This is a genomic window from Pedobacter sp. (genome assembly GCF_031119335.1).
Taxonomy (GTDB): Bacteria; Bacteroidota; Bacteroidia; order Sphingobacteriales; family Sphingobacteriaceae; genus Pedobacter.
In genome coordinates, this window is sequence record NZ_JAVHXT010000008.1 from 124,587 (window position 1) to 137,727 (window position 13,141).

The window sequence follows — 13,141 nt, forward strand, 5'->3', positions numbered from 1 at the left end:
AGTTCATGCAAAAGTTTTGCTGCCTATTACTTCAGAATCCAATAAGGCCGTCCGTCGTGCTTAGCAATGTCGGTTCTACTTTGCACCGCCCATATCCCCCTTCCCCTTGCACGTCATGTCGACGATCCGTAGGGAGGAGATATCTCCAAGTTCATCTGCACTGGCCCTCCTATTCCGTCATCTCAGGTTAAGTTTGGGATCGTAATGCTGTTTAAGTATTTCCCGCTCTACCGATGCTCGGCACAAGTTATGCTGGAGAGGCATCTTCTTTATCCTTGATGATAAAGAAGCAAACAATCAAGGCTGAATTGCCTTCCTTGTACTAGACTAGCAAAACTTTTTCAGCGAAATTAGAATGTCCTCCTACCGCTTTTACCCTAGCTCGACTGCCTAATTTCTTGTTATTGCTAAATGTTAGTTCATGCAAAAGTTTTGCTGCCTATTACTTCAGAATCCAATAAGGCCGTCCGTTGTGCTTAGCAATGTCGGTTCTACTTTGCACCGCCCATATCCCCCTTCTCCTTGCACGTCATGTCGACGATCCCTAGGTAGGAGATATCTCCAAGTTCTTTATCACTGTGCCTCCTATTCCGTCATCCCAGATTTAGTCTGGGATCGTAATGCTGTAGTTTTTACTGCCAGAAGTCAATAAAGCCTTTTACTGTTTTAAGAGGGTCTTCATTGCATCTAAGTTTAATATTCATAGCAATATAAAGACCCTCTGTGTCGCGATAACTGTTAACTTGAAATGATGTTATCAAATGTGACTGTATTGCCCGGTGTATCCTTTGCGGTGACTTCTAAATTTGAGCCAAGCACAGTAGGGTTAGCCACCGTGGCGATGTACTCCCAGTCTAGACCATTATCTAAGGGTGTTGCTGCACCTTGTTCGATAACGGCGTTTGTGGAATCCAATATCCTAATGTTTACTGATTGTAGCTTAAAGTTATCTACTACTCTAAATTGAATTCTGTCACCGATTGCGCCATTGTATTCATCTGCCATTACTTTTCTAAGTTCTGGTGCTTTCAAATAATCGGCGAAGGCAATGTTGTAAGCCGACTGCCCTGGCTTTGCCTTTGCTTGATATTCTTCTTTTAAAGCTGGATTACTGATTGCCGCTTTTGCGTAGTACGCTGCTTCGGTAAAACGATCTCTAACTTCTAACTGCGCCACGGTTAGTGGTTTGTTTGATGGTTTTGGACGACGGGCTACAATTGTTTTATCTGCTGCATTTGTACGAAACACTAACATTTTTCCGATGGTACCGCTTACGCCTTTCATTACGACGTTGTTTGTTGATCTTGCCATGATGTTGTTTGTTTTTTAAAAGTTTAAAATTCTGTTAAAAAGCTTTTTCCGGAATGCTTTGATAAACCAAAGTTGAAATATAAATTACTGACATACAATTTGTTGTTCGCTATCGCATGCATTTATACTTCTTTAGTCCTTTTAGTACTAAAGTTGCGCTAAATGGTATTTTGTTCGGAATTTGCGTATCTCGTCCATGTGTGGTTCATGTGTGATTCATGTATTGTTGATGTGTAGTTGTTGTGCCGACCATGTGTGGTGGTAGTGTGGAGGTAGTGTTGTTCTTAGTTTTCCGCTCTTTGCCGCGGTGGCATCTCCTTTTTTCTTGATAAAAAAGGAGGAAAAAATCAAGGCTGCATAAAATCTTCCTAAAAGCTGATTTATCAAGCTAAATAAAAAGAACTCGCTACGCTCAAACAGCTTTTTATTTTTAACGCTCTCCCTCTCAGCTTTCTTAACGTCGATTTTATGAGGCCGTTGTTCGTTTTTAGCAATGATGATGCTATTTTTCCTTTACTTCGCTCCATCCGCCCTCTCACGTCATTGCGAGGCCTTGGTTTGAGCGAGCCGTGGCAATCTCGAATTTTTTAGCACTGTCTTTCATTCTCCGTCATCCCGTACTTGATACGGGATCTTAATACGGTAATTTTCAATTTACTGAGTTATTGTTTCTGCAACACTTCTGCACCAAGCTAGTATCCTACAGATTTTATAGAACTACTTAAGTTTTATCGGCTTACACTGCGCTACGCCAAGAGGCCGTTCCTCGTACTTAGGAATAGATGTGCTGTGTGGATACTACTCCCTATTCGTCATTTCGACGTTAGGAGAAATCTAACAGTATCTGGGGTTGGGTTGAAGCTTTTGCATTGAAAAAGCCAGTCGCAAATTTGGGACTGGCCTAAGCTATTTTACCAACATGACTTGGTAACGAGTTCGAATTCGATGCCTGTATAGTCGGCGAATTCTTTGAGGCTTACGTATTGATGGTTTTGCTTGTTTAGTTTGGTTTTAATTTCTCTTAATAGTTTTTGGGATGATCGTATGCCTTTACCAGTGATAATGCTGATGTCTTTAGCATAGATACACAGTCTGTTTGTTTTCATAATGAAATATTAAGGTAAATGATAGATGTGTTACAGCCCTATACACATCGTTTAAGATAAACTACCGTTCTTTTATAGCTTGGTTAATTTCAATTCAAATTAAAGTGTTTCCATAATGCACTAAAAGGCTAATATGGGTCATTTAAGGTATAAATGCGAATTAATGTATGTGATTGTTAGTAAACCAAGCAGTGAATCGCTTTTTGTTTGCCTGACTTACGATAAAGTTTTCTGGATTGACTTGTTTATGGAAATCGGGTTTCAACGTGATGGCATATCGTTTAGATTGGATAGGTTTTATTGAGAGAATTACGTTTTTCGATATAATGCAGGTGGGATTTATAGCAAAATATTCCTCTAGAGATAATTCTTCCATTGTCCTTTTTATGGATTTAAACCATGCAAAGGTACTACCATCGGCGTAAGTCACCATGTATTGCCTATCCTTTTTAAGAACGAAAGCAATTTTTCGATCAGTCTTTCTTTCTGCAAGTTTTGTTCGATGTGGAGCTTTCTTGGGTGTCTCTTCTGTCAATGAATGAACTCGGTCAAATAAAAACCTATTCACTAATAAGCCTTGCCGAATCATATAGTATACATTCATGCCAATAATGTATGCCATAATCATTGGAAAGTCGTGATTGAAATATCTTGGTATGCGTTCCGTCACATTATTTGCATAGAAAAATATATAAGCTGATAAAAAAGCTATTATCGCTACGACGCCAATGCCAATTAAAACCTGCAGCACAAGCCTAATTTTCCAATTGCTTAGATATGGATAACGCTTATCTAACTGAGTTGTTAATGCATAGACTAACTGAAAGAGCAGAAATGCAATAAAAAAACTGATCGCTAAAGAGTAGAGATAGCCATTTACAAGTACTATTTCGAAGAAGCCGTACTTAGAAGTGTGGGTTAAAATATAGTGCGCAGCTAGCAATGACATTAACATTCTAATGTATAGGTCATTGTAAATAGGTCGTTGGTGGTTCAGAAGGTTGATTGTGTTTTTCATAAGCGCTTAAGTAGGTTGATGGAATATAAGAAAGAAAATTATGATTTTATAGTTAGGTGAATATCTCGGTGGTCCCAAACGTAAGTATTTTATTCATTTTGGATGAGTTAGCACAACATTTTGGATGAGTTAGCACATTTAGGAACATGAACATTTGCATTGTTTAAGCGGTGAGCGGCATTTTTGGGCATTATTAACCTTTTAAATACATTTTTTATGAAAAAAATTGATTTTACAACAGCAGGTGCTGCTGAACTCATGCAAGCACTGTATGGATTAGACGATGTTGCACTTAAGCAAGAGGCCGATCTTGTACTGGCAGATTTTAGTTCTTGGCTTATCTCAAAATTTAACTTTGATGATTCACAGGTTAACTATCTTAATGGTATGAGCAAAATACTGCTTCAGTTTACGGGCTCACAGGTTTCATTCGCTATGAGACACCGCTTACCTATCACTTTAGAAAAACCTCTACAACGAAGTGTTAGTGCTAGAGACACGAAGTTAATAGAAACGAAAACTAAAATTGACGCTAGCGGAGATGGTGATGGCAATGAAAACGCGGAAGGCGAAGTTGTCATAGAAATCAGTTACTAACCTTTCAAAAGCAGGGTCGGACAGCCCTTCGACCCTGCTTAGTATTTTTCTATGGAACAGCTCTTAACTTCTTTAAAACTTAAACTTCAAAAGCTTGGTGCCTTACAACCTGAAGCATGGGAAATGATTTGTTTCCATTTGGTCACGATACAGCTTAAACCCAATCAAAGTTTCGTCCGTAGCGAAGGTAGTTTAGCCTTTGTGGCGGAAGGTGTACTGAAAGAATATGACGTTGCAGATCGTAAACAGCCTAGCATCATCAATTTTATCACTATCGGACAGTGTATCCATACTCGAAGTTACAATCGAAAATATTATCTTAAAGCGTGCACCTCTAGTATCATTTATTTTTGGAATGAGACTGTATTGCTTGAAATTTCAAAGGAATTTAATGAATTGAGGCCTATTTACCATCGGCTTTGTGCAGAATATGATGAGGGTATTTTATTTAGAATGAGGCTCTTGGAAATGACTGTTCCGAGAAGGATCAGTGCTTTTAGAGTTGTTTTTAAGGACGTAGTGCCTTATTTGAAGAAAAAGGATATTGCAAATTATTTGAATTTACATTATACAAATTTTTTGAGGCACTGGAATTCTTAGAGTTATTTTTTCTTCCACCCCACTAGCAAATTCATATCTTTTAATTTTCTTTTGCGTCGGAATCCAATAAGGCCGTCTTTCATGCTTAGCAAGGCCAATGCTTTTTCTCACCACCCTTCCACGTCATCTCGACTTCGGAGAGATCTAGCATCATGCTATATGGACATTTATAAAAGTCGTTCTCCCCTGCTTGTCATCCTTAGCCTGTCCCGAACACTTCGGGAAAGCATTCCCAAGTTCCTTAGCACCATCCACTCCCTTCTCGTCATCACAGATTTAGTCTGGGATCGTAATGCTATAGTTTTTTCTCAATTTCTTTTCCATTGATGAAAAGAAACAAACCTGAAGCTTTAGCGAAAGCATACTTACAGATAAAATATAATAGACTAATTAGGTATAAATCTAGGCTGCATAAAATCTTCCTAAAGCTGTAGCCTACAGCTAAATAAAAAGAACTCGCTACGCTCAAACAACTTTTTATTTTTAACGCTGCCGTCTCCACCTTTTTTAACGTCGATTTGATTAGGCCGTCTTTCGTGCTTAGCAATATTGGTTCACGTTTGCAAAGTTTACCTAGGTCTTCCGTCAATCCATGCCGTCATTGCGAGGCCGGGTTTGAGCGAGCCGTGGCAATCTCAAAGTTCATTGGAGCCACCTACCTGATTTGCCTAGTACAAAATTCTGATTTTTTAGAAGGGAGAGTTAGCTACGGCTAGCTTATTTCATAGCTACAGCTAAGTTTATCGACTTCATTTCGTGCTGAACTTTACCGCATGCAACATTTATTCTCTTTCGTTTTTATTTGACCTTTACCTGTACCGATCCAGTGATGAATATTTTATAGCGGTTGTGTATATGTCAGTTAGCTGTTTGTTGTGTTGCTTCAATCTAATTTTAACTTAACTTTTTCGTCTGTTTTTTCAAGTGCAATAAAGCAGTCAAGGAATTATGAAAAATTTAAAAAGTTTGATGTTTGGCCTTGTAGCGCTGGTAATGGTGTTCGGCTTGGTGTTTACAGTTAGTGCCTTTAAAGCAAAGTCTGTTAAAAAAACTACTATTTTTTGGCGTTACAATCCAAATGATGCCTCAGACCTTCGAAACGAAGAAGCCTATAGCATTGTTGCGAATCCAGGAGCAGCTAGCTGTGACCCAGGTACAGATTTACCCTGTGTGCTTGAAGTAGATGCCAGTATTGATGATGAGACAAAATTACATGACTATTTAAATGATATGATTTTGTTCCCCAATGACGCGGACATTACTGCTTCTACAAGTTACAAAAAACTTTCGGACTAAATAAAAGCAACCTGTAGCTATTTAGCTACAGGTTGCAATGTTCACCTTGGATTTTGAGCAATACCACTCAACTCAATAATATCCGCAGGTATTTGAATAGCGTACCGCAAACTGTTAGGCAACAGGACATGATTTGTATTGTTCACCGTTCTTGATAAAACAATATTATCGCCTTCTTTATTCCATCTTTTAATGTCCATCCAGCGCAGTCCCCTAAAAGGCAGCTCCCTTCTTCTCTCCTCTTTTATCTTTATCAGTAAATTTGCAGCGCTCATCATTTGCAAATCAATATAATTTGCTTTTTTAAATCTATTTCTCCGCAAGTAGTTTAAATCGTCTAGCGCATTGTTGAGCTTAGCAATTCTTGCCGCAGATTCTGCTCTAATTAATAGTAATTCGTCTGTAGCTAAGCCATTGAAAAAATTCCCAGAACCAGAATAGTAACCTTTAAATATAAAATTAGTACCACTGCTTTTAAAAAACAGTGTTTTTCTTAAATCGTTAGGTTCATATAAGGCATAAAGTTCTGGATTAATCAAGGCTCTAGTTTGCGCTAAGTGACCAGAACCACCGTATCTGTTCTCATGAATTACCTCTTTATTAAAAGCTGCAAACGGGAAATTATCATTTACATTCAACGTGTTGTAATCTATCAATTCACTATTCAACTTTAAACATGAGTCTGCATAAAGATATGCTTGATCGTAATTTTGCATCATCAAAAAACTTCTAGCCAACATACCAAAAGCAGCGGCCTTATTTGGTCGCATAAGGTGAACCTGCTTTACTGGCAGGCTGCGGGTTGCCTTTAGTAAATCGTCGGTAATTTGGCGATATGTTTCTTTTAAGCTTGCCCGAGTTGTTTTTACATTAAAATCGGTACCAAGCCTAAGTGGAATACCCAATGTTTCATTTGCGGTAGGCTCACTATAAGCTGGTGCCCAAACACTTGCCACGTTTAAAAATGCTTTTGCCCGAAAAAATAGCGCTTGGGCTTTTACAGCAGTAGCATTTGGATTACTTGTTTCCATAGCTGTAGCTTGTTCTATGACTAGGTTTGCGATATAAACTTGCTTATAAACATCAGTCCATGCATTGTTTCTTTCATCAAAAACATTATCTACTCCCCATACGTAAATGTTTCTTTCGGTTTCTTTTCTAGCCTGAAAAACGGCATCTGTTAGAAAATAATTATCAGCGCAAATTTCTGCTACAGAAGGATCGCTGTAATTCATTACCCCAAAATTATCTAGCAATGCCTGTAAATCTTCTACGGTAGAAACAACTACCAGTTTTTTATCGGGCTTTACGTCTAAATATTCTTTGCAGGATAGACCAAATATGCTGAACAGCAAAATTGATATAGCTTTATATATTCTTTCCATTTTTTTGAATTAAAAATTAATGTTTGTACCAATAGAAAAAGTTTTTGATGGCAGTAACTTGTTAAGGCCATTATATTCTGGATCTACTTTAGCTTTATTGGCTTTCCATAACACTCCGAGATTAGCGATATTGGCATAGACATCTAATTGCTTAAAGTATTTATTTGTAGACTTTAAAAGTTGATAGTTAAAACTTACATATTGTAACCTTATGTGATCTGCAGATTGCACCAATACCTCTGTGCCCAAATAAAAAGTATCTCGATTACTTGCGTTTGGATAAACAAATGATGGTACATGGGTTTGATTTTCGTCGCCAGGTTTCTGCCATCTGTCTTGATAATCGATATGGCCTTTGCCACTAGCAATTAGCTCATTATAATTTATAGATGGCGTTCTAAAAAAGTGCCCAAACTTATATAGCAACTGGAAACTTAAGGTTGCCCTACCGTAAGAAAACTGATTGTTGATGTTTCCAAAAAAAGTAGGTATAGCCGAACCAATATAAACCAAGTCATTGATTTTTGTATCGGCACCCAGTAGGCGAGCATAGTCTTTGGTGGCAACACCATCAATGGCCCCGAGCGGATCGCCCGTTTTAGGATCAAGCCCCATCCACCTAAAAGCGTACAAGGCGTAAACTGGTTTGCCTAAAATACCGCTAAACGTAGGGTTTGTTGTTACCAAGCTACTACTGCGGTCTGCCTGTAAATAATAATCGGTTACTTTATCTCTATAAAAGCTGGTATTTAAATTTGTGCTCCAAGTAAACTTCCCTTGTATATTATCTAACTTCAAGTTTAGATCTAGCCCCTGCCCCTTCATTGCGCCTACATTTTTAACGATAAACGAGCCAACACCCGTGGTATAATCTATAGGATATGAAGCAAATAAATCTTTCGCTTTTTTCTTGAAATATTCAATGCTTCCACTTATACGGCGGTTAAAGAGGGCAAAATCTACTCCAATATTTGTCATCTGAACAGTTTCCCATTTTAACTCGGGATTGTAAAATTTATCTATAAGTGCATAAGGACTTTGTGTATATGGAGAAACTGAAGCATACCTAATGGTGGTCACCGCTGTTTTAGAGGGATCTATATTGCCACTTGTGCCATAGCTTAGCCGTATTTTTAGGTATGGCACTTGCTTTAGATTAAAAAAAGTTTCGTCGGAAACATTCCAAGCCACTGCCGCCGACCACAAGGGCTTCCATTTGTCGTTTGTATTAACGCCAAAAATATTTGAAGCATCTTTTCTTGCACTTAAGTAGGCTGTATAACGTTTAGAATAACTATAGGCGGCATTTGCATACAAAGAAACAAAGCGGTTAGCAGTAACGGCGATTCCGTTATTGCTTGGGATAAAGCTTGTAGCGCCAGTAATAAAGTTAGGATATAGACTAGTATAATTGACATTAGTTTGCGAGGCCAATTCCTCATTATAACCATAATATCGAAATTGCAGCCCTTTGGTGTCTACTGCCCTTAGTTCGGCACCGGCCATTACATCTACATCATGATTGGACTTTTGAACTTTGTAATCTAACTGGGTTCGTACATTATGCGACTTCATTACCACTAGAGATTCGTTTAAAATTGCCCCTTTCGGGATAGCATAGGTTACCGTACCATCGGAATTTATTTGGCTATAGCTATTGATCAGGTTACGGGCGGCATAACTCTCTAGCCCCAGTAATTCTTCTACACTGGTTTCTTGCTGTTGGTATTGATATTTCACATTTGCTACGAGGCCTTTATAGCGGTAGTTTAGCCCTGTGTTAAGCAATATATCTTTGCTCGGCGAAGTGGTGGTATGGTACTGATCATCTGTTAATGGGTAGTATTTCCAATCTAACAGTTTACCATTACCAGCGCTATTGATATAGTTAAAATTATAATCCTTAACTATTGGCAGGGGGCTACCGTTGGCATCGGCAAATTGTGTGTATGGATAGAGCATGCCTTTTGAAGAACTGATATCCTTGAATTCGGGCTTACCACTTTTATTTGAGCTATTGGTATAGGTAATAGCAGATTGTAGGCTTAACCGATCTAAGATCTTATACTCGTTGGTGTAGCGTATGCTTAACCTGGTATATTGGGCTGCCAAATTACTGGTGTTATTATCGTAGCCCACTGCCGACAACCATTTAAATTTCTCGGAGCCGCCCTTGATATTTATGGCGTATTGCTGATTTAATGCCGTTTGGTAAAAGTGTTGACTGTAACCCTGCCTCGCATCAATTGTTTTTAGTTCGTTGAGCATTTGTTGTTTCTCTGCTTGGGATATACTGTTATCATACAGCAAGGCCACCACCGGACTTAAAGCAGGTTTGTTTACGGCATTATAGTCTGCTTTGTAACGGTCTGCTTTGAAAAGATACTCTTCTAGTTCCACAAAATCTTTAGTGCTCATTTGTGGCAGGTATTCTAAATTTGGCGCCTGGCCAATGGTTTGGTTAATGTTTAGGCTAATTGAAAGTGCTTGCTGATACCTACCTGTTTTAGTGGTAATTACCACCACGCCATTACCAGCTCTAGCGCCCCATATTGACGTCGCGGCGGCATCTTTCAATATGGTAATTTGATCCACATCATTAGGGTTTATATTGCTCAAATCGCCTTCGTATGGAAAATTATCTAGAATTACCAGTATGCTTCTGGGCCCGCCAATACTACTTATACCTCTAATGTTCAATTGATTTTCTCCTATGGCCCTGTCTACCTTTAGGCTGTTACCAATGGCTTCTAACCTAGACAATACCTGCGTACCTACCTGACTGTTAAACTGGCTGTTTGAAATTTGTTGGTATGAACCTACACTTCGTTCTTTTTCTATTTGCTGATAGCCATTACTTACAATGGAAACTTCCTGTAATAAGGTTTGTATAGGCTGCAGCTGTATGACTATTGCCGCTACTTTATCAAAATTTATTATGGTATCTGTAGGCTTATAACCTAATGCAGTAATTTTTAAATGGTTTATACCAGCGTGCTTTGTTAATAACACTTCGCCATTAGCAATTTGATAGGTTTGTTTGATTTTACCTTGCTGCAAAGCTAAACTGGCATCTGATACCGGTTGTTTGGTTTGCGTATCTATCAAACTTATTTTTACTTTTTGCGCATTTACGCTTATAAGCCCTAATAGAAGGAAGCTTAGTGAAATTAAGATCTTGTTCATTGTTGCGCTTGTTTAGTAGATGAACTGTTTAATTTATTGCTTGCCTGTAGCACCTCGGTAATGTTTATTTCACTTAGCCATTCTTTTGCGGTAATTGCCCTTACGCTACTATCTATGATCCATACATAAAGTGGTACCATGGCATGGGGGAAGGATTTAAGTAAAACAGTATCGCTTTTTATACAGGCTAATGCTTCGGTACTATTAGAAAACTTGGCCAGTACTTTATTGATGCGCTCGTCTTTATCTGCTGTATTTACGGAGTTTACCAAGACAATGGCTAGTTTATTCTTAAACTGCTGTTGATATGTCTGTAGTTTTGGAAAAGCACTTATACATGGACTACACCATGTTGCCCAAAAGTCTAGTATCAATAGTTTGTCTTTGTAAGCTTCTAATGTTTGTTTGCTGGTTTTGCCATCGGCATAAATAGTGTGTTCTTGTTTCCAAAAAGCTTCGGGTAGTTTGTCGCCCACGCGTAAAGGAGCCGCATCTTTTGTTCCCGAAGTTATTTCGGGAGAATTTGTTACTGTATTAACTGAATTTGTTATCGTTTTATCAAAGTTGCGCTGCGCCTTGGTGCTAAAATTTAGGCAAAGCACAGCCAGCACGCCTAAAAGCGTTATTTTTTTGAGTTTCATTTTTATAGGTTTAGTTTGTTAGTTGATTGCTTAACAAACCTTACAGGTTTTAAAAACCTGTAAGGTTGATTGAAACAAACGGCAGCTAATTTTAATTATTAACCATACACCTAAACGCTGCCGTTTGCAATGCAAACTATACTGGATTTTTAGGTTTGATCGCGTATAAGCGATCGAAGTTGTAGTGGTTGTGGTTCATATGGTTTGTTAGTTAAGTTTTTAACTCATCGCCGTTATGGCTAGTAACTTTTTTCATTAGAATTGGATTTTTTTAATTGTATTCAAGAATGCTTCGCAGTTTTTCTTGATAAAAAAGTCACCAAAAAATCAAGGCTACCGATGAAAAATCGGCACAGGTGCACCGCCTCTCCTAAAAACCAGCCGCAACAGCTAAATAAAAAGAACTCGCTACGCTCAAACAGCTTTTTATTTTTAACGCTGTTTACGACTAGTTTTCTTAACGTCGATGCGCTGAGGCCGTTCGTCGTTCTTGGCTATGTCATCGCTCCTTTGCACTTTCTAATCCCCGTCCCCTTGCACGTCATATCGACGATCCGTAGGGAGGAGATATCTCCAAGTTCCTTAGCACTATCCCAACCCCCTTCATCATCCTCTCTGCTCTTCTCATACCTCCCACTTTCATCCCCTTACTCGTCATTGCGAGGAGCGCAGCGACGCGGCAATCTCCAAGTTCATCAGCACCATCCAACCCCTACCATCACTGCTCCTCCTGTTTGTCATCCTCTCTGCTCTTCGTCTCCCGATGCAAATCGGGACTTAATTGCAGTAATAGGTAAGCGCTTTACTCCGCTAATGAACTTTGCCACTCGTGACATTCCTCACATTTTCAACCTTGTTGAAAAAAAATTACACCATAACCAGCCCTTGTGGTGGCTTTTTGCCACCACTACGGGTTCCCGTATTGCTTATTAGAAAAAAGTTTTCTACCTTGGAATTACGACAAACCTATAGTAGCTGAACTTTTAGCCTGTAAGCTAAAAGGGCTGGTAACCAAACAAAATGTAAACCGATCTAAAAATTGTGGTTCGCTCTCACGACTCCCCTCTTTTTTATTGGCCCCTTTTATTTGGAATATTTTAGCTGCGCTATGTAGGAGAACAGAGCTTGTTCTTTGTAATAATGAGTTGGGAAAAACCATACCTAACCTCCTTGAGGTAACGGTATAGTACGGCGTTTGATTTGTTCGTTTTCATATTTGGTATATGTTAAACGATGTACACGAAAAGCAAAAGAAGAAAACCGAATTGGTGAGAAACCAATAAGGCGAAACTCAATGCTTTTGAAAGAGGTACCGCTAAGAACCGCACAAACCTAAGTTTGTGTTCCACAAAAGACTGACATGAGTAACGCCCTATTGAATAAGTATACGAAGATACAAATATTCAATAGAAAGCGAACTCACGACGCTCATGTGGAAAGTTTAGCGGTTTTCTTTCATGAGTGACATCGTAAAAAGCAAGAACATGTCCCACTCTATTTTGTCGCTATTAAACTAACTATTAAACAAATATAAATATTACTTGACTATTATGCAAGTTTTTTAAACTATAAAATGTCTAAAAAAATTAATGATATAGCAAAAGCGATTAAAAATTCAACACTGCAGGTTGCTGCGTTAGCATTATATCTAGATGTTGACGATACCACTATAAGTAAATGGAATTCAAATATTGCGCAACCAAGTTTAAAACGCTTAGATGAAGTTGGTGAAATCTTAGAAATTGATAATAAAGAGTTAGTTAGCTCGCAACCTAGAAAACAAACAGGACTGGCCGACGCATTGCAAAAAGAGTATAAAAGATTACTGGCAAATGGTTTAACCAAAAAAATAATAGTAAGAGACGAGAGTGGAACAACTAAAGAGGTTAATAACCCAGAAATGGTCAAAGCACTGAGAGAATTTGTGGAGAAGACTAAAAGTAGTTAAAGAAATAAAATAGTCACTTAATTCTAAAGGTAAAGATGGCTGAATACTGTTCT

At 38.5% G+C, this 13,141-nt stretch carries 10 protein-coding genes; 4 read left to right on the top strand and 6 right to left on the bottom strand.

The window, feature by feature from the left end; translation table 11 throughout:
* Positions 1–738 precede the first annotated feature (738 nt).
* The 3 genes from REI64_RS10660 to REI64_RS10670 all read right to left on the bottom strand — a co-directional run bounded on the left by REI64_RS10660 (position 739) and on the right by REI64_RS10670 (position 3,435).
* A complete protein-coding gene (locus REI64_RS10660; RefSeq protein WP_308850105.1) occupies positions 739–1,311 on the bottom strand; it encodes a hypothetical protein in 573 nt (190 codons plus the stop codon).
* Between the two features lie 911 nt (positions 1,312–2,222).
* Positions 2,223–2,417, bottom strand: a complete 195-nt coding sequence (locus REI64_RS10665) for a hypothetical protein (protein WP_308850106.1) — start codon at positions 2,415–2,417, stop codon at positions 2,223–2,225.
* Between the two features lie 160 nt (positions 2,418–2,577).
* A complete protein-coding gene (locus tag REI64_RS10670) occupies positions 2,578–3,435 on the bottom strand; it encodes a hypothetical protein (RefSeq protein WP_308850107.1) in 858 nt (285 codons plus the stop codon).
* Positions 3,436–3,651: 216 nt separating this feature from the next.
* Between REI64_RS10670 and REI64_RS10675 the strand changes: the two genes are divergently transcribed.
* The 3 genes from REI64_RS10675 to REI64_RS10685 all read left to right on the top strand — a co-directional run bounded on the left by REI64_RS10675 (position 3,652) and on the right by REI64_RS10685 (position 5,928).
* Positions 3,652–4,032 (top strand): hypothetical protein, encoded by a 381-nt coding sequence (locus tag REI64_RS10675; protein ID WP_308850108.1) that lies wholly within the window; start codon positions 3,652–3,654, stop codon positions 4,030–4,032.
* Between the two features lie 51 nt (positions 4,033–4,083).
* A complete protein-coding gene (locus REI64_RS10680) occupies positions 4,084–4,632 on the top strand; it encodes a hypothetical protein (RefSeq protein ID WP_308850109.1) in 549 nt (182 codons plus the stop codon).
* A 948-nt stretch (positions 4,633–5,580) separates the two neighbouring features.
* Positions 5,581–5,928, top strand: a complete 348-nt coding sequence (locus REI64_RS10685; RefSeq protein WP_308850110.1) for a hypothetical protein — start codon at positions 5,581–5,583, stop codon at positions 5,926–5,928.
* A 41-nt stretch (positions 5,929–5,969) separates the two neighbouring features.
* Here the strand turns inward: REI64_RS10685 and REI64_RS10690 are convergent, their stop codons facing one another.
* The 3 genes from REI64_RS10690 to REI64_RS10700 are packed head-to-tail and all read right to left on the bottom strand — an operon-like array spanning position 5,970 to position 11,140.
* Positions 5,970–7,313, bottom strand: a complete 1,344-nt coding sequence (locus REI64_RS10690) for a RagB/SusD family nutrient uptake outer membrane protein (protein ID WP_308850111.1) — start codon at positions 7,311–7,313, stop codon at positions 5,970–5,972.
* A 9-nt stretch (positions 7,314–7,322) separates the two neighbouring features.
* Entirely contained in the window at positions 7,323–10,499 is a 3,177-nt protein-coding gene (locus tag REI64_RS10695; protein WP_308850112.1) for a SusC/RagA family TonB-linked outer membrane protein, read from the bottom strand.
* Positions 10,496–11,140 (bottom strand): redoxin family protein, encoded by a 645-nt coding sequence (locus REI64_RS10700; protein ID WP_308850113.1) that lies wholly within the window; start codon positions 11,138–11,140, stop codon positions 10,496–10,498. The genes REI64_RS10695 and REI64_RS10700 overlap by 4 nt, the downstream gene beginning before the upstream one ends.
* Positions 11,141–12,713: 1,573 nt before the next feature.
* Here REI64_RS10700 and REI64_RS10705 point away from each other — a divergent pair.
* Positions 12,714–13,088, top strand: coding sequence for a hypothetical protein (locus tag REI64_RS10705; RefSeq protein WP_308850114.1), 375 nt, complete (start codon positions 12,714–12,716; stop codon positions 13,086–13,088).
* The last annotated feature ends 53 nt before the right edge of the window (positions 13,089–13,141 follow it).